32 protein-coding genes are annotated in these 25215 nt (G+C 65.0%); 16 read left to right on the top strand and 16 right to left on the bottom strand.

Annotated features, from left to right (window positions below; all coding sequences use genetic code 11):
- Nucleotides 1–18 precede the first annotated feature (18 nt).
- A complete protein-coding gene (locus tag EPN51_RS07815) occupies nucleotides 19–972 on the top strand; it encodes a cytochrome c oxidase assembly protein (RefSeq protein ID WP_293039920.1) in 954 nt (317 codons plus the stop codon).
- A 64-nt stretch (nucleotides 973–1036) separates the two neighbouring features.
- Here the strand turns inward: EPN51_RS07815 and EPN51_RS07810 are convergent, their stop codons facing one another.
- From EPN51_RS07810 to EPN51_RS07790, 5 genes are all read right to left on the bottom strand, one after another.
- Nucleotides 1037–1249, bottom strand: coding sequence for a hypothetical protein (locus EPN51_RS07810; RefSeq protein WP_293039917.1), 213 nt, complete (start codon nucleotides 1247–1249; stop codon nucleotides 1037–1039).
- 87 nt (nucleotides 1250–1336) lie between these two features.
- Entirely contained in the window at nucleotides 1337–2800 is a 1464-nt protein-coding gene (locus EPN51_RS07805; protein ID WP_293039914.1) for an aldehyde dehydrogenase family protein, read from the bottom strand.
- A 23-nt stretch (nucleotides 2801–2823) separates the two neighbouring features.
- Complete coding sequence (locus EPN51_RS07800; protein WP_293039911.1) at nucleotides 2824–3654, bottom strand: carboxymuconolactone decarboxylase family protein; 831 nt, start codon at nucleotides 3652–3654, stop codon at nucleotides 2824–2826.
- Nucleotides 3638–4459 (bottom strand): mycofactocin-coupled SDR family oxidoreductase, encoded by an 822-nt coding sequence (locus EPN51_RS07795; RefSeq protein ID WP_293039908.1) that lies wholly within the window; start codon nucleotides 4457–4459, stop codon nucleotides 3638–3640. The genes EPN51_RS07800 and EPN51_RS07795 overlap by 17 nt, the downstream gene beginning before the upstream one ends.
- A gap of 7 nt (nucleotides 4460–4466) precedes the next feature.
- Nucleotides 4467–5297 (bottom strand): mycofactocin-coupled SDR family oxidoreductase, encoded by an 831-nt coding sequence (locus tag EPN51_RS07790; protein WP_293039905.1) that lies wholly within the window; start codon nucleotides 5295–5297, stop codon nucleotides 4467–4469.
- A 121-nt stretch (nucleotides 5298–5418) separates the two neighbouring features.
- Here EPN51_RS07790 and EPN51_RS07785 point away from each other — a divergent pair, with 121 nt between their 5' ends.
- Nucleotides 5419–6012, top strand: a complete 594-nt coding sequence (locus tag EPN51_RS07785) for a TetR family transcriptional regulator (RefSeq protein WP_293040112.1) — start codon at nucleotides 5419–5421, stop codon at nucleotides 6010–6012.
- A gap of 16 nt (nucleotides 6013–6028) precedes the next feature.
- Here the strand turns inward: EPN51_RS07785 and EPN51_RS07780 are convergent, their stop codons facing one another.
- From EPN51_RS07780 to EPN51_RS07765, 4 genes are all read right to left on the bottom strand, one after another.
- A complete protein-coding gene (locus EPN51_RS07780; RefSeq protein WP_293040110.1) occupies nucleotides 6029–6403 on the bottom strand; it encodes a DUF732 domain-containing protein in 375 nt (124 codons plus the stop codon).
- A gap of 102 nt (nucleotides 6404–6505) precedes the next feature.
- Nucleotides 6506–6880, bottom strand: coding sequence for a DUF4189 domain-containing protein (locus EPN51_RS07775; RefSeq protein WP_293039902.1), 375 nt, complete (start codon nucleotides 6878–6880; stop codon nucleotides 6506–6508).
- 83 nt (nucleotides 6881–6963) lie between these two features.
- Nucleotides 6964–7182 (bottom strand): hypothetical protein, encoded by a 219-nt coding sequence (locus tag EPN51_RS07770; protein WP_293039900.1) that lies wholly within the window; start codon nucleotides 7180–7182, stop codon nucleotides 6964–6966.
- 37 nt (nucleotides 7183–7219) lie between these two features.
- Entirely contained in the window at nucleotides 7220–8413 is a 1194-nt protein-coding gene (locus EPN51_RS07765) for a cytochrome P450 (RefSeq protein ID WP_293039897.1), read from the bottom strand.
- A 78-nt stretch (nucleotides 8414–8491) separates the two neighbouring features.
- Here EPN51_RS07765 and EPN51_RS07760 point away from each other — a divergent pair, with 78 nt between their 5' ends.
- On the top strand, nucleotides 8492–9268 hold the full coding sequence (locus tag EPN51_RS07760) for an SDR family oxidoreductase (RefSeq protein ID WP_293039894.1): 777 nt from the start codon (nucleotides 8492–8494) through the stop codon (nucleotides 9266–9268).
- Between the two features lie 26 nt (nucleotides 9269–9294).
- Here EPN51_RS07760 and EPN51_RS07755 read toward each other — a convergent pair whose 3' ends face one another.
- Nucleotides 9295–9858, bottom strand: a complete 564-nt coding sequence (locus tag EPN51_RS07755; protein ID WP_293040108.1) for a nuclear transport factor 2 family protein — start codon at nucleotides 9856–9858, stop codon at nucleotides 9295–9297.
- A gap of 119 nt (nucleotides 9859–9977) precedes the next feature.
- Between EPN51_RS07755 and EPN51_RS07750 the strand changes: the two genes are divergently transcribed.
- The 8 genes from EPN51_RS07750 (at nucleotide 9978) to EPN51_RS07715 (ending at nucleotide 16928) form a co-directional block, all read left to right on the top strand.
- Nucleotides 9978–10613, top strand: a complete 636-nt coding sequence (locus tag EPN51_RS07750) for a TetR/AcrR family transcriptional regulator (protein WP_293039891.1) — start codon at nucleotides 9978–9980, stop codon at nucleotides 10611–10613.
- Between the two features lie 3 nt (nucleotides 10614–10616).
- On the top strand, nucleotides 10617–11207 hold the full coding sequence (locus tag EPN51_RS07745; protein WP_293039888.1) for a TetR family transcriptional regulator: 591 nt from the start codon (nucleotides 10617–10619) through the stop codon (nucleotides 11205–11207).
- A gap of 94 nt (nucleotides 11208–11301) precedes the next feature.
- Entirely contained in the window at nucleotides 11302–12138 is an 837-nt protein-coding gene (locus EPN51_RS07740; protein ID WP_293039885.1) for a TauD/TfdA family dioxygenase, read from the top strand.
- 88 nt (nucleotides 12139–12226) lie between these two features.
- Complete coding sequence (locus EPN51_RS07735) at nucleotides 12227–12979, top strand: SDR family NAD(P)-dependent oxidoreductase (RefSeq protein ID WP_293039882.1); 753 nt, start codon at nucleotides 12227–12229, stop codon at nucleotides 12977–12979.
- A 51-nt stretch (nucleotides 12980–13030) separates the two neighbouring features.
- Complete coding sequence (locus tag EPN51_RS07730) at nucleotides 13031–13264, top strand: ferredoxin (RefSeq protein WP_293039879.1); 234 nt, start codon at nucleotides 13031–13033, stop codon at nucleotides 13262–13264.
- Nucleotides 13264–14625: a cytochrome P450 gene (locus EPN51_RS07725; protein WP_293039876.1), complete on the top strand. Its 1362-nt coding sequence runs from the start codon at nucleotides 13264–13266 to the stop codon at nucleotides 14623–14625. Before EPN51_RS07730 ends, EPN51_RS07725 begins: the two co-directional genes overlap by 1 nt.
- Before the next feature lie 34 nt (nucleotides 14626–14659).
- Nucleotides 14660–15523: an SDR family NAD(P)-dependent oxidoreductase gene (locus EPN51_RS07720; RefSeq protein WP_293039873.1), complete on the top strand. Its 864-nt coding sequence runs from the start codon at nucleotides 14660–14662 to the stop codon at nucleotides 15521–15523.
- Between the two features lie 130 nt (nucleotides 15524–15653).
- Nucleotides 15654–16928 carry an amidohydrolase family protein gene (locus EPN51_RS07715; RefSeq protein ID WP_293039871.1) on the top strand — a complete coding sequence of 425 codons (1275 nt, stop codon included), beginning with the start codon at nucleotides 15654–15656 and terminating at the stop codon, nucleotides 16926–16928.
- Here EPN51_RS07715 and EPN51_RS07710 read toward each other — a convergent pair.
- Nucleotides 16925–17812: a helix-turn-helix domain-containing protein gene (locus EPN51_RS07710; protein WP_293039868.1), complete on the bottom strand. Its 888-nt coding sequence runs from the start codon at nucleotides 17810–17812 to the stop codon at nucleotides 16925–16927. The two genes, EPN51_RS07715 and EPN51_RS07710, sit on opposite strands and share 4 nt — an antisense overlap.
- A 65-nt stretch (nucleotides 17813–17877) precedes the next feature.
- On the opposite strand from EPN51_RS07710, the gene EPN51_RS07705 reads away from it, so the two are divergent.
- The 5 genes from EPN51_RS07705 (at nucleotide 17878) to EPN51_RS07685 (ending at nucleotide 22496) form a co-directional block, all read left to right on the top strand.
- On the top strand, nucleotides 17878–18816 hold the full coding sequence (locus EPN51_RS07705; protein WP_293040106.1) for an SDR family NAD(P)-dependent oxidoreductase: 939 nt from the start codon (nucleotides 17878–17880) through the stop codon (nucleotides 18814–18816).
- On the top strand, nucleotides 18813–19616 hold the full coding sequence (locus tag EPN51_RS07700) for an acetoacetate decarboxylase family protein (protein ID WP_293039865.1): 804 nt from the start codon (nucleotides 18813–18815) through the stop codon (nucleotides 19614–19616). Before EPN51_RS07705 ends, EPN51_RS07700 begins: the two co-directional genes overlap by 4 nt.
- 3 nt (nucleotides 19617–19619) lie before the next feature.
- Complete coding sequence (locus tag EPN51_RS07695) at nucleotides 19620–20834, top strand: amidohydrolase family protein (RefSeq protein WP_293039862.1); 1215 nt, start codon at nucleotides 19620–19622, stop codon at nucleotides 20832–20834.
- Between the two features lie 13 nt (nucleotides 20835–20847).
- The gene (locus tag EPN51_RS07690; RefSeq protein ID WP_293039860.1) at nucleotides 20848–22116 is read left to right on the top strand and encodes an amidohydrolase family protein; all 1269 of its coding nucleotides are present in this window, start codon (nucleotides 20848–20850) and stop codon (nucleotides 22114–22116) included.
- A 236-nt stretch (nucleotides 22117–22352) separates the two neighbouring features.
- Nucleotides 22353–22496: a hypothetical protein gene (locus EPN51_RS07685; protein ID WP_293039857.1), complete on the top strand. Its 144-nt coding sequence runs from the start codon at nucleotides 22353–22355 to the stop codon at nucleotides 22494–22496.
- Nucleotides 22497–22562: 66 nt separating this feature from the next.
- Here EPN51_RS07685 and EPN51_RS28980 read toward each other — a convergent pair whose 3' ends face one another.
- The 5 genes from EPN51_RS28980 to EPN51_RS07660 all read right to left on the bottom strand — a co-directional run bounded on the left by EPN51_RS28980 (nucleotide 22563) and on the right by EPN51_RS07660 (nucleotide 25022).
- Nucleotides 22563–22877: a hypothetical protein gene (locus EPN51_RS28980; protein ID WP_366509404.1), complete on the bottom strand. Its 315-nt coding sequence runs from the start codon at nucleotides 22875–22877 to the stop codon at nucleotides 22563–22565.
- A gap of 101 nt (nucleotides 22878–22978) precedes the next feature.
- Nucleotides 22979–23140, bottom strand: coding sequence for a hypothetical protein (locus EPN51_RS07675; protein ID WP_293039851.1), 162 nt, complete (start codon nucleotides 23138–23140; stop codon nucleotides 22979–22981).
- On the bottom strand, nucleotides 23133–23369 hold the full coding sequence (locus EPN51_RS07670) for a hypothetical protein (RefSeq protein ID WP_293039848.1): 237 nt from the start codon (nucleotides 23367–23369) through the stop codon (nucleotides 23133–23135). The genes EPN51_RS07675 and EPN51_RS07670 overlap by 8 nt, the downstream gene beginning before the upstream one ends.
- Nucleotides 23366–23704, bottom strand: coding sequence for a hypothetical protein (locus EPN51_RS07665; protein WP_293039845.1), 339 nt, complete (start codon nucleotides 23702–23704; stop codon nucleotides 23366–23368). Before EPN51_RS07665 ends, EPN51_RS07670 begins: the two co-directional genes overlap by 4 nt.
- 115 nt (nucleotides 23705–23819) lie before the next feature.
- Nucleotides 23820–25022 (bottom strand): hypothetical protein, encoded by a 1203-nt coding sequence (locus EPN51_RS07660; protein ID WP_293039842.1) that lies wholly within the window; start codon nucleotides 25020–25022, stop codon nucleotides 23820–23822.
- Nucleotides 25023–25215 lie beyond the last annotated feature (193 nt).

The following is a 25215-nucleotide window of genomic DNA, read 5'->3' as shown; positions in this document are numbered from 1 at the left end:
AGCAATACGCTGGTGCTCGTGCGCGTCGATCCCGGTCCGCTGATGTGGGACGCGGCGGTTCAGACCTGGCATCTCGACCTCGTCTCCGCGGCCGTCATTGCCGCGCTCACGGCCGGATACGCGTGGTGCTACCGGCGCGGCCGCGACGCCGAACACCCGGTCCGCGCGGCGCACGCCGCCTGCTTCGCCGTGGGCATGCTGGTGTGGGTGCTGGCCACGATCAGCGCGATCGGCGCCTACGCCTACATCCTGTTCTGGGTGCGTGCGCTGCAGGTGTTACTGCTGCTCTATGTCGTGCCGTTCTTTCTCGCCCAGGCCAAGCCGGTCACCATCCTGCGCGACGCCGCCGGGCCGGCCGGCCGCGACCGCATCGATCGCCTGTTGGCGACCCGGTTGGCCCGCTGGCTGGTGCATCCGGCGACAACATCGCTGGCGATGCTCGCCACCCCATGGCTGCTGTACCTGACGCCCTGGTACTCCGCGGCGCTGCAGGACGAGTGGATCGGTGCGTCAACGCGAATCCTGTTGGTGGCGTTCGGCTTCGGCTACTTCTACGCCCGGCTGCAAGACGATCCCGTGCCCCGCAGGTATCCGCAGTCGATCTCGCTGCTGGTCACCGTCGTCGAGGCGCTCGGCGACGGTGTCCTGGGATTGGTCATCTGGCAGGGCCCGCTGATCGGCGCGACGTATTACGCGGGGCTGCAACGGTCCTGGGGCCCCGATCCGCGCCTTGATCAGACGATCGGTGCCGGCGTGCTGTGGATCCTCGGGGATCTGGTCGGATGGCCGTTCGTGCTGCTGCTGATGCGCGCGCTGTCCCGCGACGAGAAGGCGCACGCGGTCGCGGTCGATGCCGAGTTGGACGAGGCCGAGTCGGCCGGCGTCAACGGTGCCGAGAGCGCAGGCGCCGCGCCGTCGGGGCTGTGGTGGGAGAATGACCCACAGCTGCGGGAGCGATTCCGCCGCGGCTGACCTCAGCCCGCCGGAATGGCCCCAACCCCGGCCACCCGTAATGACCCGGGTACCAACGCATTCCCTACTTGTCCTGCTCCGGGTTGGACGGTTGATCACGCCACGGGCGGGTAGTTTTGGGCAGAATCATGAATGCCACAGGGAGGCGCACCAACGCGTCGCGGGCGGCGACCTCCAGGAACACGATCTCCATCTCGAGACGGTTCAGCGGCCGCGTTTCCATCATGAGGCGGGTCCGCAAGTAGCGGGGGGTCCGCAGCCACTCGACCAAATTCATGAACGCGACTGTACCCCTCCGGCGGAAATACCTGATGTGCACGATGTTTCGCAGCAGCTCCGCATCGGTACGGCTGATTTCTGTTCGTCAGCTCATGCCGATGCGAATGTTCTTCACCTGCAGGAACTCGTAGAGGCCTTCGATGCCGCCGGTGCGGCCGAACCCACTTTGTTTGTATCCGCCGTAGGGGCCTTGGGGCTCGATGTCGCTGTGCCGGTTCACCCACACCGAACCCGCCTCCAGCCGGCGCGCGACCCGGTGTGCGCGTTCCAGGTTGGAGGTGGCCACGAACGCATTGAGACCATAGCGGGAATCGTTGGCGATCCTGACCGCCTCGGCCTCGTCACCGAACGGCATGACGGACGCCACCGGCCCGAAGGTCTCGATCTGCGCCAGTGCCGAGCGGTTGTCGACGTTGGTGAAGATCGTCGGCTCGATGAAATAGCCGGACGCGAGATCACCGCCCACCCGGCGTCCGCCGGTGACCAGGTCACCGGCCTTCTCGCTGACGGCTCGGTCGATGACGCCGAGAATGCGCTCGGCGGCGTTCTCGGTGATGACGGGTCCGAACATGACGTCGGGCTGCAGCGGATCACCGATCTTGGCGGACTGCACGGTTGTCACGAGTTTCTCCACGAAGCCGACGTACACGGATGCTTCGACGAGGATCCGCGAGGCGCAGGCGCAACTCTGGCCCGCCTGGGTGATGGGTCCCTGGTGGGCCGCGATGACGGCGGCCATGTCGAGGTCGGCGTCGGCGAACACGAGATAGGCTGACTTGCCGCCCAATTCGGCCGTCACCGGTGTGATGTTGTGCGATGCGGCCTGGAGTACTTTCTGCGCGGTCGCTTGACCGCCGGTGAAGTGGACCTTGCCGACCCGAGGGTGACGGACCAACGCGTCGCCGCCCTCCGGACCGGCCGGCAGCACGTTCACCAATCCCGGCGGCAGCCCCGCCTCGAGGCAGAGTTCGCCAAAGCGCACGGGCGCCAATGACGCAAGCTCCGAGGGTTTGAGGATGACGGCGTTTCCCGCCGCCAGCGCGGGCGCCACGGCCGCGCCGGCGACGACCAGCGGCCCGTTCCACGGGGCGATGACGGCGACGACGCCGTAGGGCTCGCGCTCGACGATGTTGACGTCGAACGCACCGGCGACGGGAGTGCTTGCCCCATGCGTCTTGTCGGCGTAACCGGCGTAGTAGCGCAGGAACCGCTCGGTCAGTACGGAGTTACCGGCAACCGAGATCGGGACCCCGTAGTCGTGCACGTTGAGCTCGGTCAGCTCGGCGAAGTGATCGCGCACCGCATCGGCCAACGCGAACAACAGATCGCGTCGCCGATCGACGGGGTAGGAAATCCATTCCCGGTGCGCTTCCCATGCGCTGTCGACGGCTCTGTCGATCTCACTTCGGCCGGCCATGGGTATGGCCGCGTTGGGCCGGCCGGTGCCCGGATAGACGTGGCGATAGGTTCCACCCGACGCCGTGGTAATGCGTTCTCCGCCAATGAGTAACGCACCCGAGAGCGCCGGCGACGACGCCGTTGCCGTCATGCTGAGTTTCCTCCGTCGTTGTGTCAGCCGACGGGTGTCTGGTCGGCCTGGTTTTCGGCCGTCACCCGCTGCTTCTGCTCCACGATCACCTGGTTGAGGTAGTCCGCCTTGGCGCAGCCGTAGTAGGCCGCGAACTGCAGCGCCAATTCGTCCATCTCCTCGAACGAGACGTCGCCACTCTTCAGCGCCGCGTAAACGTGGGACATGATCGGGATTTCGGCGTCCTGGAAGGCGACGCAGGCCACCGTGATGAGCCGGCGTTCCTTCATTCCCAATCCGGGCCGCAGCCACATCTCGCCGAAGACGAAGTTCAAAATGCCCGCACCCGAGTACGGGTTGTCGCGCATCGGCGCGAACGGCAGGCAGTTGATCTCTTTGAACGAGCTTTCGCCCCCCTGTAGCCGCTGCTCGGGGTCGCTGGCGGTGCCCAGCGGCAGCAACGGCTCCGGGGGAGGCGGAGGCCCTCCGCGTGCCTCGGTGAGCTTGGCCCACTCCTGGTCCACCGCGATGTTGAACCGCGACGCCTTCGGCCAGCCGGCGTAGACGGCGAAATGCAGGACGGCTTCCCGCATTTCGCCGATGGTGACGTCGCCGCTGTTCAACGCCGCGTGGACGTGCTGTTCGAGCGGGGCCTGCGCGTCGGCGGCCGCGACACAGGCCAACGTCACGAACCGTCGATCGCGGCGGCTGAGCCCCGGCCGTGACCACACCTCACCGAAGACGAAGTCGATCAACCCTGTGCTGAAAGGGCTCTGGCCGCCCGGCGGGTCGAACGTCATCACCTCGGCAAAGGTTCGCACCCCTCGCTCGTGTCGCGCACCGTCGGCAATGGAGGCCTCATCTGATTGTGACACCGGCGTCCACCTTCAGCTCAAGCCCTGTGACATAACGGGATTCATCGGATATGAGGTACAGCACCGCATTGCTTACGTCGGACGCTTCGATCAGCGGCGCGGGCAGCGCGTTAAGGAAGATGGGCACCAGGTCGGGCCGCTGCTCGGCGATCAAGGTGTGCATCGTCGGTGGCGCCATGCCGGTGGCCACCCCGGTGGGGTGCACGGTGTTGACTCGAATATTCTGTGCGGCAAGCTCGTTGGCGAGCGCGAGCGTCATGCCCACGATGCCGTGCTTGGACGCCGTGTAGGGCACGTGCAGCGGGGTTCCCTTGATGCCGGCCGAGGAACTGATGTTGACCAGGCTTCCGCCGCCCCGTTCGACGAGGTGGGGGAGTGCGGCCGCGCAGGTGTTCCAGGCTCCGATGAGGTTGACATCGAGGACCAGTCGCCACTGCGCGGCGGTGGTGGTGTCCCAGGTGCCGACGGTGAGCACGCCGGCGTTGGCGACGGCGCCGTCGAGCCCGCCCAGTTCGTCGACGGCCGCGTCGACCGCCGCCTTCACGGCTGCCTCGTCACGCACGTCGACGACTTCGGTGATCGCCCGCCGGCCGTGTTTCTCGACCAGTTTCGCGGTCTCGTTCAGGTCGTCCTCGGTGGCCAGCGGGTATTCCAACCCCTCCGGGGTGGAGCAGATATCGAGAAGGATGCAGTCGGCGCCTTCTTCGGCCAGCCGCACCGCGTGCGAGCGTCCCATGCCGCGCGCCGCTCCGGTGATCAAGACCCGTTTGCCGGCGACCCGGCCCGTTGCGTTGTTCGTGGTCATCCGGATATCAAATCTTGTTGCAGAAGCCCGCGTCGACGGGGAATGTCACGCCGGTGACGTACTTCGCCTCATCGGAGACCAGGTAGGCGATGGCCGCGCTGATGTCTTCGGGTTCCAGCATGCCGACGGGCATCGGATTTTGCAGATGGGGACCGGCGCCGGGATTCTTCTCCAGGAATTCGGTCATGTCGTCGTTGGTCGCCATCATGGTGTTGACCGCGGTCGGGTGCACCGTGTTCACCCGAATATTCAGTGCTGCAAGCGCATTGGCCAGGGTGCGCATCAGTCCGACGATGCCGTGTTTGGATGCCGCGTAGCCGAGGCCCCCGCCCTGCAGTCCGCCGAAGCCTTTGATGCCGGCGGTCGAACTGGTGAAGATGATGACCCCGCCGCGGTTACCGGACAGCAGATGCGGAACGGCCGCCCATGCCGTGTGATAGGCACCGTCGAGGTTGACCCCGGTGACCGCCCGCCACTGCGCCAGCTCCTCCTCGATGCTCAACTCGCGGAACGCCAATGGCGCGATGCCGGCGTTGGCCAACACGATGTCGAGGCGGCCGAAGTGCTCGACGCCGGCATCCATCGCTGCCTTGACTTGTTCGAAGTCGCGCACATCGGCCACCGTGCCCAGCATCTTGCCGCCGGCCTGCTCGACCAGGGCGACGGTCTCGTCCAGTTCCTCGCGGGAGGCCATCGGATAGCCGTTGGCCGGGATGTCGGCGCAGATGTCGATGCCGATGATGTTGGCGCCCTCGCGCGCGAGCCGTGCCGCGTGGCTGCGGCCCTGGCCACGCGCCACCCCGGTGATGAAGGCGACTTTGCCATCCAAGGAACCCACGGCGCCTTACCTCGTTTCTTGTTCATCAGCCCAGATCAGGGCAGAGTAACGCCGTTACTCACCTGCGCACAGTAACATGGTTACTGTGAGGGCAAAAGGGGCCGGACCCGATGCGATGGCCGTGGAAGGCGCTGCCGGGCGGCAGGCCGACCCGATCCTGGACATCGTGGTCGAGATGCTTGATCGCGAGGGCTACGAGGCCGTTCAGCTACGTGAGGTGGCACGACGAGCCCGCGTTTCCCTGGCGACCATCTACAAGCGGTATCCGACGCGGGACGAGCTGATCGTCGCGGCCCTTGACGGGTGGATGGACACCAACCGCTACGCGCGATTGCCGTCGCTGATCGACGATTTGCCCGGAGATTCGATGTATGTCGACCTGATGCACGTGATGAGGACCATCTTCGAGCCGTGGGAACGGCACCCGCTGATGCTGCGCTCCTACTTCCAGGCGCGTTCGGGGCCCGGCGGAAAGCGCCTCATCCAGCGCGGCGTCGACGCCGTCGTCCCCCTCGCCAAAGCCGTTCTGGCGCAATCTGATCCGGGGTTCAGTAAAGACATCGAACTGATCCTCACCAGCGTCGTCTTCGGGCTTCTCACCCGGTTCGCCCAAGGGGAGATCGACGTCACCGAGATTGTGCCCGGGATTGAACGCACGGTGTTCTGGCTGACCACGGCCTATGAGAACGGCTCTGCCGGCGTCGCGCAGGGCTGAGCGCGTCTCCGCGCAATCACAGAATCGGGGGCGGTATCAGCCAGCCAAGCGACGGGTCGACGTCGCCGCGGTATTCGGGGCAATAGCTGGCCACCGAAACACCGATGAAGTAGCCGGATTGCTTCGGCGACAACGGCGTTTGCTTCGTCAACCTGATTGCCAACATCGACACGTTGGGGTTCGCTTGGATGCCGGTGCACACGTTGTGGGCCATCGCAATCGCATCGTCGTCGTCGAGCATCGTGATCCCGCCCTTGTCAAGGCCCGCGAGGAACGCGTCATCGGCGTTGTCCGCCGCTGCCGGTGCTGCCCAGGCCAGCGCGCCGGTGAACAACAGGACAATCGCGCAGGTGGCCGGGCGCTTCGCAAAACCGGCCTTCAGGTGGGCCATGGCCTCCCCTCTATGCGCGGGCCGATCGACGACGAACCAAGGACGATTTAAATAAACGATAGCCGAAATCGCGGTGGCCATCGGGCCATCGGCGCCCTGGTTTCAGGACGAGCAATGTGAGGCTTTGATTCGCCCATTGGGTGCACCCAACTTGGCCAGGGCGTCCGCATCGGATGCCGTGGCGTCCGGGCCGGAGCCGCCCTGGAATCGGCCGGAGAGGCGGTCGAACGCCACGGATGCGCAGCCGTTGTGCATGCCGGCCACGACTTCGCAGACATCGCCGGCCTCGGCGGTGCAGTGGGCGAGCGCGACTTGGTTTGCCTGGTCCTGACTGCCGGCGGTGCCCCAGCCGGCGGCCCGTCCGCTTCCGACGGACACCGCCAGGGCAACGAAGTCATCGTCGGCCGACGCCGCAGGTGCCGGCAGCGCGACGATCGCGCAACCGACCGCAACGATGACGGCAATGATTGATCGCACCGGCCGCTCCTTTGCAATCTTCAGGACAGGAATCTAGCGCCGAGGTCGGCGTCCGCGCGGGGAAATCGGCCCCAAGTCCGGAGCTACGAATTGTCCTCCGGATCTTCCGCTAAGTAGGTGACGTCGTACCACCGCCGCCCCGGCGCGTCGTCGTACGTCTCGGTCGCCGTTGCCTTTTCCAACCGAACGTCCGTCAGATGCGGATTGTCAACGCGGATATGGTCTTCGAGCTCGGCGTGCAACGCATCGCCGTCCAGGGTCGCATCCGCGAGCGCCCTACCCTCGTACCTCGTCCAACTCACGCCTGACATCTTGCTACGGCCGTGGCGCCGCACGAAATCAGTAGGTCACGCTGGCAGGCATGGAGTCCCATCCGCGGACGGTAGAGGTGCGGGACCGACGGGCCCGGTCCATGTCGACCTGCCACTCCGGGAACCGCTTGAGGACCTCTTCCAGCGCCACTCGGCCCTCCAATCGGGCCAGGGGAGCACCCAAACAGAAGTGAGTTCCACGGCCAAAGGTCAAGTGGCCACCGGGTTTCCGGTGGATGTCAAACCGATCGGGATCGTCGAAATGGCGCTCGTCGCGATTGGCGCAGGCAAGCATGACAAGCAGCGCGCTGCCGGCTGGAACTGTCTGACCCTGGAACCGGACATCCTCTGCTGCGACGTAGCGCGCCACATGGGGGCCCGGTGGCTCGAAACGCAGGAGCTCTTCGATGGCTGCCGGGATCAGCGAATGATCGTCGACGAGTTCTCTGCGCTGGTCGGGGTGCTCTGAAAGCACCTTGCCCATCCATCCGAATAGTCGTCCCGTGGTTTCCACGCCCGCTCCGGCGACAACTGCCAGGAAGATCAACAGTTCGCGCTTGGTCAGCCGACGCGTGGCGCCTCCCTCGTCCTCGAACTCCACCGTCAATAGCTCGGTAATCAGATCGTCTGACGGGTTCTTTTCGCGCCACGTGACATATTCGGCGAACATGTCGCCGTCGAAGTAGTGGTCCTTGTTCACCGGTAACGGTTTGCCAGGCTCATTTCGCAGGACGCGATGCGCTTTGGCGCGCACCGACGGCTGAGCGGCGTCCGGAATGCCCGCGAGCATGCCGATAGTGCGCATCGGTAGCTCGCGACCGAGATCGAGCACGAAGTCGAAGCTGCCCTGCCCGACCACCGGATCGAGGCACGCCGCGCAGAAGGCACGTATTTTGTCCTCGACCGCCCGCATCTTCTTCGGCGTGAAGGCTCGCGACACCAATGCACGATGGATGGTGTGTAGGGGAGGGTCCTCATTGATGAAGACTCCCGGCGGCATGACGGGATCGGTTTTCACCACTTCCAGGATGTCGCCCTTGGCCGAACTCAGCCGGAGCGGATCTTTCAGCGCCGCCTCGACGTCAGCGTACCGGCTCACTCCCCAGAAGTCGTGGCGCTCGTTGTGGTAGAGCGGGGCCTCATCGCGCAGCCGCCGATAGACCGGGTACGGATCGAGATCGATCTCAACATCCCACGGGTCATAGTAGAGATCCTCGCTCAACGTGCCTCCTCGTCGGTGACTGTACGACCATATCGCATCTGCTGTACGATCGTACAGTCAAAGCCGGCAGGAGGAATGGTGCACGACAACGATCGGTTCTGCCTCGATGGGCGAGTTGCGGTAATAACGGGTGGCGGCACGGGAATTGGCCGAGCCTCCGCCTTGGTGCTCGCTGGGTTTGGCGCGGACGTCGCGCTCGCAGGTCGGCGTTCCGATCCTCTTCAATCGACGGCCGAAGAGGTGCGAGCCTTGGGTCGGCAGGCGCTCGCGGTGTCCACAGACGTGACCACCGCCGAGGCCTGCCAGCGGCTCATCGACGCAACTCTGCAAAAATTCGGCCGCATCGACATCCTGGTCAACTGTGCGGGCGGGGCGGAGACCAAATCCATCTTGAAATGGCCGGCGGATGACTTCGAGCGCACGCTCGCACTCAACTTCGTTGCCGTCTGGCATCTTTCGCGCGCGGCGGCCAAGCCCATGATGGAGCAAGGCAAGGGGGCCATCGTGAATATCTCCTCTGGAGCGAGCTTGCTGGCCATGCCCCAAGCAGCGCCCTACGGCGCCGCCAAGGCGGCGGTCAACAACTTGACGGGCTCGATGGCCGCAGCGTGGGCGCGCAAGGGGATTCGCGTCAATGCGATCGCCGTGGGAGCCGTCCGCGCGGCCACCCTGACCGATGACGCCGCCCGCTACGGGCTTGATCCCGAGGCAATCGCCATGACGAATGGGTTAGGACGGCTCGGTGAGCCCGATGAAATCGGCTACGGGGTCTTATTTTTCGCCTCTGATGCATCAAGCTTCTGCTCAGGTCAGACACTCTATATGCACGGCGCGCCGGGACCAGCGGGAGTCTGAAAATTCGAGGTTCGCGTTATCGGCTACTACCAGCGGGCCGGCGCCGGCATCTCCACCGTCAGCGGCCGTTCGTAAGACAAGTCCCTGCGGTCACGGGTGCCGACTAGGTAGCCCTTCTCTTCGAAGAACTTCGACTGCAGCACGCGGGCATCGGCCAGGAACATCCCCTCCACCGTCGATCGGCGAACAGCTATGCGCCACTGGCCGTCTCGGCGCTCCAGGCGGTCCAAGTAACGTCCCGTGATGAATTGCGCGTTTGCGCAATCGGGACCGATCAGTACCACGATGACGTAGCTTTCAGCGTGCGCGGTGTCGCCTTGGATGTCACACGAGTGCGTGGTGATGTTGTGGGTGTGCACGCGCGAGGTCTGGGCGTGGGTCTCATTGGCCCAGCTTCCGTAGTCAGGTCCCGCATTGGTGGCGAAGCCGTGTTCGTCGACTCCGTCGTCGTGGTACGCGGCGCTGATGAGGTCGACGTCGTGGCGATCACAACCGCGGGCGTGCCGGGCGATGCAGTCCAGAATCGCGGTGCGATCCAGTAAATACTGCAACTCACGTCGCATGAGGCTGAGGTCGATATCCACAGTTATTGGTCTCCCGATCGTTGGGCGCGCCGCGGCACATCCGGGCAGTGGCGCACGGCTATGAGACTATACGAATGTATAGCAGATTGGCGAGTGCGAGAATGGTGGCAACCAGACCCAGTGAGGTGAACGTGGTAGCAGCGTCCCGCCGCGTCGGTACGGAAACGTCCAAGACCCGCGATGCGCTCCTTGATTGCGTCGAGAAGATGATGCTCGAGGAGGGCTATGCCAGCGTGACTTACCGGGCGCTGGCGGCCAAGGCGGGCGTGACGCCAAGCCTTGTCCAGTATTACTTTCCGTCTCTGGACAACATCTTCCTCGCAGCGATCCAGCGCTACTCCGAACGCAACCTCGCAGTATTGGCCGAGGCGCTTGACGCCCGTTCTGACGACCCATTGCATGCGCTGTGGGACTTCAGCTGGGATGAGGCGACCGGCGCCTTGATTACCGAGTTCATGGCGCTGGGCAACCATCGCAAGTCGATTCAGTCCGCCATCGCCGACGTTACGAACCAGGTGCGGCGGATAGAGGTGGAGGCGTTGGCACGCAAGTTCGGCAAGGGCGCGCGCCTTGACGGTGATCTGTCGTTGGGTGCCGTTGCGCTGCTGATTACCGGTATTCCAAAGTTTCTCAATCTCGAAGAAGGCGTGGGAGTCAACGCTGCCCATGACGAAGTGATCAAGGCGATCGAGAAGTATCTCGACTCGATTGAGACTCGGTCCAAGCGCCGCAAGCGGCGGCCATCGCGGCCGCACCGGTAACCGGTGGATTCTCCCCCGGGCGGTGCCGGGTCTCGCCGCACCCAAAAGCTTCAGGCGATCCTGGATGCCACGGAGCGATTGATGTTGGAAGAGGGCTACGCTGCGGTGACCTTTCGCAGTGTGGCTACGGCGGCTGACGTCGCACCCGGCCTGGTGCAGTACTACTTCCCGGCGGTCGATGATTTGTTCGGTGCCGTACTTCGTCATTCCACCGATCGCCTGATCGCCGAACTCGCCGCTGCCGCCCGGTCCGAGCGCCCACTGCGGGCCGTATGGGCCTACGCAAGTGATCGTCGGGGCTCGGCCCTGCTCATGGAGTTTCTCGCTCTCGCCAACCACCGCCCCCAGGTGCGGGGCATCCTTGGCGAAGGCGGAGAACGGGTTCGGCGGGCGCTCTTGGAGGCGGTGACGGCACGGTGGGAGGCTGACGGTCGTGATCACGACGGGGTGCCGGCGGCCGCCGCACTGTTCCTTCTGGCGTGGATTCCACGCATGGTGTTCCTCGAGGAGGCTCTGGGGACACTCACCGGCCACCCCGAGACGATCGGGCTGGTTGAACGTTTCCTCGACGACGTCGAGCCACTAGAGCCGTAATCTCTCGTACCGGTCATCGCCTTGACCAATTGTTGCTGTACGGATGTATAGTCAACTTTGTACAAATCACCAAAGTCGCAAATTCGGAGGCAACATGGTCGGCACCGCTCATCCCCTTACCGAAACCGTCGGCGTAGAAGTCGTCGGGTGCCGTCCCGCAGAGCTACTTACCTCCGACGGGACAGCGGAAACTCGTAAGCTGCTGGACCGCCACGGTGTCGTCATCTACCGGGAACTGCACGTCGGCGACGAGCACCTGCTGGCCATCAGCCGTTTGCTCGGCACCGCAGTAATCCAGCCGACGGGTGAGCATGAGCATCCCGAAATACAAACCATCACAATGGATCCCAATAAGACCAACGCGCTGCTCGCGTCGTATCGACAGGGGAACTTCCACTGGCACATCGACGGTGCGACCGAAGTCATCCCTCAGAAAGCCACGCTGCTGACCGCGCGCGAAGTAGACCCTGCGGGCGGCGATACGGAATTCGCCAGCACCTATGCGGCATTCGACGCGCTCAGCGATGGCGAACGTCGAGAGCTCGACGGGTTGCAGGTGGTGCACAGCTTCGCTCACGCCCAATCGCTGGCCAACCCCGATGCGACTGAATCCGAGCGCCAATCGTGGGAGCGGGTGCCGTCGCGTGTCCACCCGCTTGTGTGGACACGTCGATCTGGTCGCCAATCACTGCTTCTCGGCGCCACCGCCCAACAGATCGTGGGCCGGCCGATCGGCGAGGGGCGGTCACTGCTGGACAAACTCCTGGCATGGTCCACCCAACCCCGGTTCACGTTGCGACAGCAGTGGCGCAGGGGAGACCTGGTGATCTGGGATAACACCGGAATGTTGCACCGAGCATTGCATTTCGAGCCGTCATCGGTGCGGCTGCTACACCGCACCACACTGGCCGGCGACGAGCCGGTGGCCTGAGTGGTGTGGTGAAAGGCCGGCCGCGCCATGCCGTGTGCTATACAGTCGTACAGACTCAGTGTAGTACGAACGTATAGCAGGAGGGTCCGTGGATAGCTCCGATCGAGTAGCAGTGGTGACCGGCGGCGGATCCGGTCTCGGACAGGCGATCGCAGTCCACCTGGCCCGGGACGGGCGTCAGGTCGCCGTGATCGATCTCAATGCTGACGCCGCAGACAAAGTGACAAGCCAGTTGCGGGCCGACGGTGCCAACGCGCTCGGCATCCAGGCCGACGTGTCCGATCCCGATGCCGTGACCCGCGCCTTCACCGCGGTACGAGACACCTTGGGCCCGATAGAGATTCTTGTGACGAGTGCCGCCGTTGCGGGCTTTACCCGCTTCGACCAGATCAGCTTCGAGGAGTGGAACCGCTACCTTGCGGTCAACCTGACCGGCACGTTCCTCTGCTTGCAGGCGGCCTTGCCCGACATGGCTGCATCGAAATGGGGTCGAATCGTGACCATTTCCTCGGCCGCGGGCCAAAAAGGCGCGGTCGGACAAGGACACTACTCGGCTTCCAAAGGTGGCGTTATCGCGCTCACCAAGGCGGTGGCGCAGGAGTATGCGTCACGGGGGATCGCCATCAATACGATTCCGCCGTTTGTCATCGATTCGCCCATGCTGCGGGAGCAGCAACGCGCCAAGAAACTCCCACCGGCGGAGGTCCTCGCCAAGGCCATTCCAGCAGGACGAATCGGAACCGGTGACGATGTCGCCGCGCTGTGTGCGTTCCTCTGCTCTGACGCGTCGGGCTACGTTACCGGCCAAGTCATCGGCGTCAACGGCGGTGCTGTTCTGTAGCCGGGCGATGAGATCGCCATGGTCGCACACTGATTCGCGAAAGGAGATCCGATGCGAGTACGCGTCGAACCCGATCGGTGCCAAGGGCATACGTTGTGCTCGATGATCGCACCGGGATGGTTCACCCTCGACGATGTCGACGGTCATGCCTCCGCGCCGGACGAAGATGTGCCCGAGGAACTTCAGGACAAGGTGCGTGAAGCCGTCCGCACGTGCCCTGAGCAAGCCATCACGATGCTGGCCGACATGTTCGACGGGAACGTCCCGGCCGCCGAGGATGATTGATGAGTGCGCAATCAGACGATGCTGCGGGCGCTCGCCCCGTCTACCATTTCGATCGGCACACCGCGGAGTATCGCGACCAATTTCTGACCATCACCCACGAACTGCAACACAAGTGCCCGATCGTTTGGACGGACACGTACGACGGGCATTGGGTGGCGGCAGGTAGCCGCGAGGTGTTCGAACTGGCTCGGTGCCCCCACGTGTCGAACGATCACGATGTGCGCGGTGAACGCCGCGGCTACAAGGGGATTTCGATTCCCACGATGATCGAAGCTTCGGATTTCCGCGGTGGAATGCTCGAGATGGACGACCCCGAACACCGCTACTACCGCTCCGCGCTGAATCCCTACCTGTCCCCCGCTGCCGTCAAGCGCTGGGAGCCGTTCGTCGACGAGATAGTACGAGCCTGCTTGGACGAGCGCATCGAAACCGGCACCATCGATTTCGTCGACCACCTGGCCAATGTCGTTCCGGCGGTGCTGACATTGGCGATGCTTGGTGTCCCGCTGTCGAAGTGGCAGATGTACAACGAACCCGCGCACGCCTCGGTGTACACACCGCCGGATTCCCCGGATGCCTTTCGGGTGCGCGAGCTGTACATGGCGATGGGAATGGATCTGTTCGCCAACCTGAGCGAGATTCGCGAGCATCCACGCCCCGGCATCATCGACGCGCTCGCCAAACTGCGTATCGAAGGCCGGCCGCCACCCGACATCGAGTTGATCGGCATGCTGAACCTCTTGATCGGCGGCGGATTTGACACGACCACAGCTCTTACGGCCCATGCGCTCGAATGGCTCGCCGAACATCCCGACCAGCGCGAAACGCTTAGCCGCGAGCGCGCGACACTGCTCAACCCCGCGACCGAGGAGTTCCTGCGCTACTTCACACCCGCGCCCGGCGACGCGCGCACAGTTTCGGCGGAGATGAACGTTGGCGGCACGACGCTGCGGGAAGGCGAACGGCTGTGGCTATCGTGGGCCATGGCCAATCGGGATCCATCCATCTTCGACGATCCAGATCGAGTCGCCCTTGACCGAAAAGCTAATCGGCACTTTAGCTTCGGGCTTGGAATACACCGCTGTATCGGGTCCAACGTCGCGCGTACGGTCTTCAAATCCATGGTGACGGCGGTCCTGGACCGGATGCCGGACTACCGATGCGACCCTTCCTCCACCCAGCACTACGACACCATCGGCGTCATCCAGGGCATGCGGCACCTTGCCGCCGCCTTCACACCGGGCAGCAGGCTCGGAGCCGGCCTTGACGAGACGGTCGACAAGCTGCAGAGGATATGTGACGAGCAACAGCTGGCGCGGCCCATCACTGAGTGCAAAAACGCCGCCGTCATCACCGATTGAGAATCGACATGGTCCGAAGCAAGGAGAACATCTGATGCCGGAGCAAGACCGGATTGCCGTGGTGACCGGCGCGAGTCGAGGGGCAGGAGCGGGTATCGCCCGCGCCCTGGGAAGCCGCGGGTACACCGTGTACGTCACCGGTCGCACGCAAAAGGTCGGTGACTCCTCCGGTCTGGGTACCATCGAGGAGACGGCAGAGCACGTAAATGCTCTGGGCGGCAAGGGGATAGCCGTACGCGTCGACCATGGCGACGACGAGCAGGTCAAGGACTTATTCGAGCAGGTCGGCCGCGGAGCCGGCAGGATCGACGTGCTGGTCAACAATGCAGCGATCATCCGTGATGAGATGATGGGGCGTACCAAGTTCTGGGCAGAACCCGTGAGCGTCATGGACACGCTGGCCGTCGGACTACGCAGCAGCTATGTGGCCACGGTATTCGCGGTGCCGCTGATGTTGCCGCAGCGCAAAGGTCTCGTGGTATTCACGTCGTCGTCGGGGGCGGCGCACTATGCGTTCGGTCCGGCTTACGGCGTCCCCAAGGCCGGCGTCGACAAGATGGCTGCCGACATGGGTGTGGACTTCAAAGATACTGGTCTTGCGGCGGTTTCGATCTGGATGGGCTCGTTGTTGACTCAGCGGGTGCGGGACATCGTCGCGCGGAATCCCGAAAAGTTCGGCCATATCCTCGACACCGCCGAGACTCCCGAGCTGACCGGCCATGTCATTTCGGGGCTTTACGAAGACCCGGATTTGGAAGAGCTCAACGGCCAAACGCTCATCGGTGCGGAGTTGGCAGTCAAATACGGGATCAAGGACGAGGGAGGACGCCAGCCGCCGTCGTACCGCGATCTGCATGGCGTTTACCCGCGACCTCAGTTTCCGTACGTCATGGGCTAACTGCTGATCATGGTGGATCGGCCGATACGCAACCTGCGTGCCGGCTGGTTCTGGACCGCCCCGGTGAGCATATTCGCCCTTCGCGAGCCGATCCGTTTCTCCTATACTCGACCTACTCAAGGAGGGCGCGATGGCTTCAACCTGGGACACGCTGGATCGCTATGTCGTCATTTCGACGGACACCCACGCCGGGGCGGATCTTTACGACTACAAACCGTATCTGCCGGCACGCCTTCACGATGAGTTCGATGCCTGGGCCAAGGCCTACGCCAGCCCATTCGACGATCTGATCATCGCGACCGCCAACCGGAATTGGGACCACGAGCTTCGGATCACCGAGATGGACGCCGACGGGGTGGCGGCCGAGGTGCTGCTGCCCAACACTGTCCCGCCGTTCTTCCCTACCACCCCGAACATCACCATCAGCTTGCCCCGCACCCGTGCGGAATTCGAGAAGCGTTGGGCCGGTGTGCAGGCCCACAACCGGTGGCAGGTTGATTTCTGTTCGCTGGCGCCGGCCCGACGGCGCGGGCTGATTCAGGTCTTTCCCAACGACGTCGAGCTGGCGCTGGAAGAAATCCGCTGGGGTGTGGAGCAGGACTGCTTTGGCGGCGTGCTCATTCCCCCGGTCTCGCCCGGCGACTCGCAGGTGGCCCCGCTTTTTCACACCCGCTATGAACCGCTCTGGGCGCTCTGCACAGAACTGGACCTCACGGTGGTGCAGCATGCGGGTGCCGGCAGCCCCGAGATGCCGATGGACCAACCGGCCTCGAACGCGGTGTTGATCACCGAAATGGCGCTCTGGGCCCAGCGGACCCTCGGCCATCTGATCCTGGCCGGGGTGTTCGAGCGCTACCCGACGCTGCGATTCGTGCCGACCGAGCAGGGCACGCTCTGGGTGCCCGGGCAACTCGGCGTCCTCGACGCCATGGTGCCCACCATGAAGTCCGACGCCGGCAACAGAACCTACGGAATGTTCGGCGGATCGTCGGTCGACGAGCTCACCCTGACGCCGAGCGAATACGTCCAGCGGAACTGCTATTTCGCCACCGAGCTGATGCCCTACGACGGCGCGATGATCGACTTCATGGGGCCCGAGCACATCATGTGGGGCAGTGACTATCCCCACGAGGAGGGCTTCGCGCCCCACTCCAAGTTGGCGATTCGTTGGGCGCTGCACGACAGGCCACCGGACGCGTGCCGAAAGATCCTGGGCGGCAACGCCGGTCGCCTATACCGTTTCGACCTCGACGCGTTGGTGCCGGTGGCGACCAAGATCGGGCCGACGGTCGCCGAGGTGCGTACTCCCTTGGAGGACACGGGCTATCGCTCACCGGCCGCATTCGGCTACCGGCCGTTCGAGGGGGGTTTGGCCCTCAAGCGGCTGGCTCCGCAACGACGCTAACCGGATTCGTCGGTTAAGGCTGCGCTCAGTCGCCTTGTGGCAGAAGAGAGTTGCGCCCCCAGCCGGGTGACCGCCGCGCCGCTCATCGGCTCGGCGCTGGGGACCAGGCTGAGCATCAGGGCGATGCGGGAACCCGGTCCCAGTATCGGGGAGTCGATGTGGCTCACCTCGTAGGTGCGGTCGGGGGCCAGAGTGATGGGGAACCACTCTTCCTGGTGGATCAGTTCGTCGGTCAACGCCAGCGCCAGCTGGCTCAGCCGGGTGGAACGCACCTCGGCGCTGCGCACGATCAGGGCCAGTTCCTGCAGGCGCAGATCGGGCAGGAGGTGCAGACCGACCGCGTAGCCACGCTGCCGGGCGGTGGTGATGGCCTCGCGGTAGCGATCGCGCACGTCTTCCGGGAGGGCGGCCAGCCAGCGCTCGCAGGCCTCCGCCCCGGCCCAGGCAACGGTCGACGCCCCATACGGCGGGCGGCGGGGGAACTGGGTGCCGATGGGCATCGGGTGACCGCCGCCGTGCCGGCTTCGGACCTGATCGACGACGGTGGAGTAGTCCTCGCTCACCGAGAAGGCAACGCAGTGCGCGCCCGTCGCGGCCGACAGCTCGACCATCGCGGAGCGGGCCAGCACCAGGGCCGGGTAGCGGCCGGCCGCCTCGCGGCCGAGACGGACCAGAGCGGGACCGAGGTGGTAGGTCTTGCGAACCGGATCGCGCAGCAGCCAGCCGGCGCGGAGCAATTCGGACAGCATCGAGTGGCAGCTGGCCTTGTGAACGCTCAGGTGGCGCGACACCTCGGCCAGCGTCATCCCGCCGCTCCCGTCGCCCGCCAGCTGCTCGAACAGGTTCACCACCCGTTCGGTCTGCGGGGAGGGACGCGGCGCCATGGGCGTAATAGTCGCATAGTGCGACTTCTTGCGGTGATATACGCGACCATGTGACGATGACCACAATGAAGGACCTTCGCGGCAAGGTGGCGGTCGTAACCGGCGGAGCCGGGGGCATCGGCCAGGCCATCGGCAGACGTTTTGGCCAAGCGGGCATGAAGGTGGTGCTGGCCGATGTCCTCGCCGAACCGCTGGACGAGGCGACCCGGGCACTGGCGGACGAGGGCATCGAGGCCGCCGGGGTCCTCACCGACGTCACCGACTATTCCTCGGTCGAGTCGCTCGCCAAGGAGGTGCTCTCCCGCTTCGGCGCGGTGCACGTGGTGTGCAACAACGCCGGCACCGGCGGGGTCTCCGAGGGATACATGTGGGAGCACGACCTGGCCGACTGGCGCTGGGGGATCGACGTCAACGTGCTCGGTGTCATCCATGGCATCAAGGCTTTCGTGCCGATCCTGCTCGAGCAGGGCGAGGGACACGTGGTCAACACCTGCTCGGGCAACGGCGGGTTCGCGCCGATCGCCCGGGGGGCCATGGGCGGACCGGCGACGGCGGTCTACCCGATGACCAAGGCGGCGGTGCTCTGCCTGACCGAGAGCCTCTACACGCACCTGGAGATGACCGGGACGCGGGTACGGGCGCATGTGCTTTTCCCCGGCGGCTTTTTGAACACCGGCATCTGGGAATCGTGGCGCAACCGCCCGCAGCGCTACGCGGCAACCCAGGAACGTCGCACCCCCGAGCCGACACTGGCAAAGGTCGTGGCCCGCTTCGAGGCCGCCGGCGCGCATGTCGAGTTCACCCCGCTCGAGACGGTCGCCGACCAGGTGGTGGACGGGATTGCCGCGGACCGCTTCTGGATGATGGGCCCGCCCACCCCGGCCGATCAGGTGGTGAGCAGCAAGGCGGCGTCGATCCTGAATCGTGGGGCTCCCGACTATCTCGTGGACGTCCTGGGCCGGCATGCCGAGAGCGACTCGGAAACCGAAGGAGGAAAACGTTGAGCACCAACGTAATTCGCTATGGCCCTCGCCCACCCGAGGCGCAGGTCGACCACGAGATCGATGCCACCAAGGCGCCCATCGCCACCGAGGCGGTGACCGTCACCTACCTGACCGATCCGGAGATCGTCACGGCCGTGCTGCCCAGGCCGCTCGAGCCGGCGGCCGAACCGCTGGTGCGCGTCCAGCTGCAGCGGGTCCGGATCGAGGCCATGGCGCCCTTCGGGTCGGCGGTGTTTTCGGTGACCGCCCGCCACGGCGACCTCGAGGGCGACTACCCGCTCTTCATGCCCCAGTCCACCGAGCAGTCGGTCACGGGCGGGCGCGAAACCTTCGGTGAGCCAAAGAAACTGGCCCAGATCGAGGTGGAGCGCGATGGCGATCGTGTCACCGCGGCCGTCGACCGGCTGGGCTATCCGCTCATCAGAGTCAACGGCCAGATCACCGGCCCGGCGGAGTTGCCGCCCGACCAGGTGAACACCGAGTTCTACTTCAAGTTTCTGCGCGCCCCCGACGGCAGCGGCATCACCGACCCCCACTTGGTTTACGGCGAATACCACCGGCACTACGAACTGCTGGAAGACATCGACGGCACCCTCGAGTTGGGGGAGTCACCGTTGGATCCGGTGGCCGACATCGTCATTCGCCAGATCAGGTCGATCACCTGGTGTCGCCGGCGCACCATTCAGGTGGGGCGGATCGCGGCGCGGGTGCCGCAGGAATGGCTGCTGCCGTACGTGCACCAGCGCTACGACGACGTGGCCCTGCTCGCGGCCCCCAGGCCCGAGCCGGCCCGGACATAACACATGGACCGCTACACCGTCATTTCGGCCGACTGCCACGCGGGCGCCGACCTGCTCGGCTACCGTGAGTACCTCGATTCGCGGTATCGGGACGAATTCGACGGCTGGGCAAAGACATACGTCAACCCGTTCGGTGATCTCACCGAGCCCGAGGCTGAGCGCAACTGGAACAGCGATCGGCGCAATCGTGATCTGGATTCCGAAGGCATCGCGGGGGAGGTCATCTTCCCGAATACCGTGCCGCCGTTCTTTCCTCAGGCGAGCCTGGCCGCCCCTCCGCCGGAGACCGCCCGGGAGCTTGAGCTGCGCTGGGCCGGCCTGCGCGCGCACAATCGCTGGCTGGCCGACTTCTGCTCCTTGTCGCCAGAGCGGCGCGCCGGGGTGGGCCAGATCCTGCTTCCGGACCTCGACGAAGCCATCGCCGAGGTGACGCAGATCGCCAAGCTGGGGCTGCGCGGCGGTGTGCTGCTGCCCGGGATCGCCCCCGGCACCGGCATTCCCGCGCTCTACGCCGAGCATTGGGAGCCGCTCTGGGCGGCGTGCGCGGAGGCGGGCCTGGTGGTCAACCACCACGGCGGCAACGCCGGACCGAGCCCGACGGACGGGTGGGGCAGCTCGTTCGCGGTGTGGGTGTACGAGACCCACTGGTGGGCGCATCGGGCGTTGTGGCACTTGATCTTCAGTGGCGCGCTGGACCGGCATCCGGACCTCACCGTGGTCTTCACCGAGCAGGGCGCCGGGTGGATACCGGCGACGCTGGATTCGCTCGACGTCGCGGCGGCCCGTTACGGGCGGGCGAACTCGGCGATCGCCCGGTTCGCCGGGCCCACCGCCGGCTCGCTGAGGCTGCGGCCCAGCGAGTACTGGTCCCGTCAGTGTTACGTCGGCGCGAGTTTCATGCGTCCCGTCGAGTGCGCCGAGCGGCACGGGATCGGCGTCGACCGAATCATGTGGGGAAGCGACTACCCGCACTACGAGGGGACCGCCCCCTACACCCGGGAGGCGCTGCGCCACACCTTCTCCTGCGTCCCGACCGACGAGGTGGCGGCCATGGTGGGCCGCAATGCCGCGGCCGTCTACGGCTTCGACCTCGAGGCCCTCGCGCCGTTGACCGAACGAATCGGCCCGACCGTGGCCGAGGTCGCCGAGCCGCTGGCCGCCGTGCCCGCCGACGCGCGCAGCACCGTCTTTGAGCCCGACCCCATCCGCGCCTGGTAGCGAAAGGATCACCGTGAACCCCTACATCATCATCTCCGCGGACACCCACGCCGAACTGCCGACCGAGCGGTACCGCGAATACGTCGACCCCGAATACCGGGAGGACTTCGAGGCCTACCTGGCCGAGAAGACCGCCGCGGCGCAGGCCGGCGGATTCATCGACGAGGAGTTCGCGCAGGAGTGGTTCTCCGAGCACGGAGAGGGCATCGCCGGGGGATGGGATGTCGCCCTGCGGGACAAGGAACTCGACGGCGACGGGGTGGTCGGCGAGGTCATCTTCCCCGACGCCGACGCCGTGACCGGGGTCGCCGGGGCACCGTTCGGGGCCGGCCTGGGCCAGTCGGGCGACCTGGACCCGGGGCGCGCCATGGCCGGGGCGCGGGCCCACAACCGCTGGCTGGCCGAACTGTGCGGCCACAGCCCAGAGCGGCGGGCCGGGGTCGCGGTCGTGCCGATACTGGCGGACGTCGACGCGGCGGTAGCCGAAATCACCCGCGCGGCGGAGTCCGGACTGCGGGGCGGGATCCTGATCCCGGCGCGCTGGGTCGGCTACCCGCCCTACCACGACCGCCGCTACGACAAGGTCTGGGCCGCCTGCCAGGACCTGCAGATGCCGGTCCACACCCACTCCGGTCCCGCCCCGCAGGAGGAGTACGGAGGGCACCTGGGCATCTATGTGACCGAGGTGCGCTGGTGGGGCGCCCGGCCCCTGTGGTTCGCGTTGTGGTCGGGCGTGTTCGAGCGCTTCCCGGGCCTGCGCTGGGGGGTCACCGAGTGCGGGGCGTTTTGGGCCAACGATCTGCTCTGGCTGATGGACACGCGGTATCTGCGTGAGCACTCCGCCAAAAAGATGAGCCATCTGATGGAGGGCGATCTGACGATGCCGCCCTCGGCCTACTTCGACCGGAATTGCTTCATCGGGGCCACCACCACGGAGCGCCGGGAGCTGGCGCGGCGCTACGAGATCGGCGTATCGAACCTCTTGTGGGGCAATGACTTCCCCCATCCGGAGGGGACCTGGCCGCACACCCGCGATTGGCTGCGCCGCTCCTTCTGGGACATTCCCGTCGAGGAGACCCGGCGGATGCTGGGCCTGGCGGCGGCCGAGCTGTACAACTTCGATCTGGGTGCGCTCGCCCCGCTGGCCGAGCGCATCGGCCCGTCCCCCGAGGACCTGGGCCAAGACGATGCGGTGAGCATCCCCAAGTGGGAGGCGGCCCGTCAAGTCGGGCGGCACTGGCTGACCGACGCGGAGCCCATCCCCGACCTCGTGGAGAGCTGAATCGAATCCCGTTGGCCCCAGAAGGTTTCCGCTCTTCTAGTCGTAATCGATTGCGGCACGCTATCTAATCGCCCACGATAATTACCTCCGCGAATGCGCTTTCAAGGCCCCTCGATTCCGTACGGGCCGTGAAAGAATGGCGGTGATGACCGTCGTATCCGCAGGATTATCTTGCTGATGGGTTGAGTGTGCCCCTGAAACGCGTTGACGAATTGATGCCCGGAGACAGGATTCGCATGAAGGTCGGGCACGCCACCGTCGTAGCGACGGAATCCCTCGCCGACGACCGCACCCTGCTCACCTTTACCTACGGGACCAAAGCCCCCGCCGACAACGATCTCACCGTGGATGTCCTGGCTGATGACGACTGGGGTTGGTAGGCCGACGGGAAGCCTACGCCGCGTGCGGATTTGGCGAAGTCGAGACGCCGGTCGGCGGGAGCCGGCTTATGGCGGCGGCGGTGGTGCCGCTGGCTCCGGTGGCGGCGCCGGCGGGTTGTCCCAACTCCCCGGCGTGCCGGCCGGGACCTGCATACCGAGCCAATTGCACGGCATCATCGATCGCCACGCGATGAACGCGCACTGCTGCTCAGGGGACAACGGGCTGGGCCCCGCGCAGGGCGGCGTTCCCGGCGTTCCGCATATCGGGTCGGCCGATGCAGGGGGCGACGCGGCGACTGTGGCGACTGTGGCGACGACGATCATCGGCGCGATGGCCGCGATGAATGCGGTGACGAGACCTCGGGTGCGATGCATGGCCAGCTCGAATCTGTAGCTCCGTGCGCAGATCGTAACCCCAGCGCCTGACACCGAGTGGCGGTTTGAAAGCGCGCGAGGAACCTTGGGGGATCGGAGGAAATCGGCTACCGCTTGGAGAGGAGTTCGCGGATGCCGGCGGCCCAATTGATGGATTGTTGTGCGTCCATGATGAAGGACATGAAGATACCGCCAGGGATGGGCATGCCGCCCATGCCCATGCCCGCGCCCGGCCGGTGAATGACTGTGCTAAATGCGCGTTCACTCATCCGGCCGGTGGTGGACGTGGTCGTCGTCGTATTCGGGGTGGTTCCCCACGCTGGCGTTGGGATCAACCAAGGAGTGCGGTGACGCCGGTCCGGTGATCGAAGTCCATTCTGGGTCCGTGTACAGGTTGATTCGGCCGTCTCGGATCCAGCGGCAATACAAGTAAAAGAAGATGGTGAAAAGAGCCATCAAAGCCACCATCGCGGCCAATCCCAGAATCGCGGTCATCATGCTGGGCACGCCGCTTGCAGTGCCTGGCCGGCTTTCTGGCTCTGTGCGGCGTAGTCGGTGTAGGCACGCTGGAAATCCTGACTCGCTGGACTGCCGTTCGACCCGTGCTGCGGCTGACCCGGGATCGTCTGGCGCCACGCGTCGAGCATCTTGTCATCGAGATCGACTACAGCGTCGGCCTTTTCACGCAAACCCGTGTCCCGGATCTGGTCAGCGTACTGCCGCAGGCGGGTTTCGCGAGTTTGGTACGCATCCACGAGCTTCTGGGGGTCATCGATGCTGGCCGGGATGAGATCGCGCATTCGCTCATTCTCGGATTTTGAGTACTTGATCATGTCGTTGACGATCGCGCAATCTGACCGTGAGGATGGCCTGAAGTACAACCACGCCGACACGCCGATAGCGACTAGGACCACTGCCGCAGCGGCGGCCGCGGCGGCCACCGTGCGCCTAGTGGCCACGAGTCATCACCGGAGGTGCGGGGATACCCGTCGACGATGGCCCCCCGGCCCACCAGCCGCCTTTGATGTCGATGCTGCCGCCATTGAGATCGGGTAGGTGGATGGTGGCTTCTGGATAAACCGTAGACGTTTGCATGAGTTGCCCGAGCGTAACCGGTTGCCACGTGTGGGCTTGGCTCATGTCTGGAAGTGTCAAATTGATGGGCCCATTGGTTTGCCAGACCGGAATGGTGTTGAGCTGGTATTGGTACTCCTGCCATTGCGCCTGATACCAGCGGCCGTTGACCTGTACTGCTTTAGTTATGCCGTTGAATTCAGTACCGCTAATCCGCACCCGCGAGGTGCCTTGTAGATCTATTCCCCAGGCCCTCGCTTTTTGAGGATTGTCAGATCCGCCGCCGATTGAAGTCACGCCGGTCGATGGGCCGGTCAGCAGATCGGGTCGCACGCAGGGTGGGTCTGATTGGTACAGCGACGGGTCTGGCAACCCGTTAGGACTGTCTGACGGATGGTCTGGGTCCAGCGCCCAGTAGCCGGTGCCGGCGTGCCAGTCGGGTGGCGGCGGTCCGTCCCATCTGCCGATCGGCGGATCGTGACGCGGCAGTTGCGGAATTCCATCGTTCGAGTTGTCGCCACCTTGGGTGTTGTCCACGAGTTGGACACCACTGCCTTTGCCGTTGTGTGCAAAGGTGGCGTTGCCCAGACCGGTCGTCACGGCGGTGAGCTGGCCCGCGACCTTGACTTCTGTTCCGTCGAGTTGTCCGGCGCGAGACCAGATTTCACTGGCCATTGTTTCTGCTTGTGCTTGGCGAGCGGCCTGCTCTGCGGCGGTACCGCCATTTTCGGTGTAAGAGACCGACAGGTCTTCTCCGACATCGAATCCCGCATTCTGGGCGTCCGCGACGGCATTCAGGACTCGTCGCTGGGCTGCGCTGATGTCACTGGCGCCATCGCGTGCTATCCCGGCTGCTCGGCGTAATTGTGCGGCTTTACCGCTGACGGTGGATAGATCGGCGGCGACGCGTTGCCGCAACGCATCCCCGCCAGCGCCTTTCCACGCGATGGCGTGGGATTGGTTGCGCATCTGAAGGAACGCGTCCTCCCACTGGTCGGCGGTCCTATTCCAATGACTGGCCGCATCGGTCAGGTGCTCGGTGCTCCACGCTCGGATTTGTGAAAGGGTGGCGGCCATCTACACCACGGTCACCCTTGTCACGTCAGCCATTTCGCCGGCCGAGATAACCTCCTGACTGCCGTAGGCGGCTGTGTCGGCTCCGGTTGAAAAGTGAGCAGGTAGTTCCGGTCGAAAAGTGAGCACCCTTCTGATTGGAGAGTGATCACTGTGGAGGATTGGGCGGAGATTCGTCGGCTGTATCGGTCGGAGA

Origin of the sequence: Mycobacterium sp. (assembly GCF_004298145.1) — a bacterium.
Classification (GTDB): domain Bacteria; phylum Actinomycetota; class Actinomycetes; order Mycobacteriales; family Mycobacteriaceae; genus Mycobacterium.
Note: the sequence above shows the minus strand (reverse complement) of the source record. Positions and strands in the feature narration are given on the sequence as shown.

What these genes read in the sequence shown, in the direction of transcription:
- EPN51_RS07810 (WP_293039917.1), bottom strand. Translation starts at nt 1,249, where the DNA reads ATGAATTTGGTCGAGTGGCTGCGGACCCCCCGCTACTTGCGGACCCGC.
- EPN51_RS07805 (WP_293039914.1), bottom strand. Translation starts at nt 2,800, where the DNA reads ATGACGGCAACGGCGTCGTCGCCGGCGCTCTCGGGTGCGTTACTCATT.
- EPN51_RS07795 (WP_293039908.1), bottom strand. Translation starts at nt 4,459, where the DNA reads ATGACCACGAACAACGCAACGGGCCGGGTCGCCGGCAAACGGGTCTTG.
- EPN51_RS07780 (WP_293040110.1), bottom strand. Translation starts at nt 6,403, where the DNA reads ATGGCCCACCTGAAGGCCGGTTTTGCGAAGCGCCCGGCCACCTGCGCG.
- EPN51_RS07740 (WP_293039885.1), top strand. Translation starts at nt 11,302, where the DNA reads ATGGTCGGCACCGCTCATCCCCTTACCGAAACCGTCGGCGTAGAAGTC.
- EPN51_RS07730 (WP_293039879.1), top strand. Translation starts at nt 13,031, where the DNA reads ATGCGAGTACGCGTCGAACCCGATCGGTGCCAAGGGCATACGTTGTGC.
- EPN51_RS07725 (WP_293039876.1), top strand. Translation starts at nt 13,264, where the DNA reads ATGAGTGCGCAATCAGACGATGCTGCGGGCGCTCGCCCCGTCTACCAT.
- EPN51_RS07720 (WP_293039873.1), top strand. Translation starts at nt 14,660, where the DNA reads ATGCCGGAGCAAGACCGGATTGCCGTGGTGACCGGCGCGAGTCGAGGG.
- EPN51_RS07715 (WP_293039871.1), top strand. Translation starts at nt 15,654, where the DNA reads ATGGCTTCAACCTGGGACACGCTGGATCGCTATGTCGTCATTTCGACG.
- EPN51_RS07710 (WP_293039868.1), bottom strand. Translation starts at nt 17,812, where the DNA reads ATGGCGCCGCGTCCCTCCCCGCAGACCGAACGGGTGGTGAACCTGTTC.
- EPN51_RS07705 (WP_293040106.1), top strand. Translation starts at nt 17,878, where the DNA reads ATGAAGGACCTTCGCGGCAAGGTGGCGGTCGTAACCGGCGGAGCCGGG.
- EPN51_RS07695 (WP_293039862.1), top strand. Translation starts at nt 19,620, where the DNA reads ATGGACCGCTACACCGTCATTTCGGCCGACTGCCACGCGGGCGCCGAC.
- EPN51_RS07685 (WP_293039857.1), top strand. Translation starts at nt 22,353, where the DNA reads ATGAAGGTCGGGCACGCCACCGTCGTAGCGACGGAATCCCTCGCCGAC.
- EPN51_RS07675 (WP_293039851.1), bottom strand. Translation starts at nt 23,140, where the DNA reads ATGAGTGAACGCGCATTTAGCACAGTCATTCACCGGCCGGGCGCGGGC.
- EPN51_RS07670 (WP_293039848.1), bottom strand. Translation starts at nt 23,369, where the DNA reads ATGATGACCGCGATTCTGGGATTGGCCGCGATGGTGGCTTTGATGGCT.
- EPN51_RS07665 (WP_293039845.1), bottom strand. Translation starts at nt 23,704, where the DNA reads ATGATCAAGTACTCAAAATCCGAGAATGAGCGAATGCGCGATCTCATC.
- EPN51_RS07660 (WP_293039842.1), bottom strand. Translation starts at nt 25,022, where the DNA reads ATGGCCGCCACCCTTTCACAAATCCGAGCGTGGAGCACCGAGCACCTG.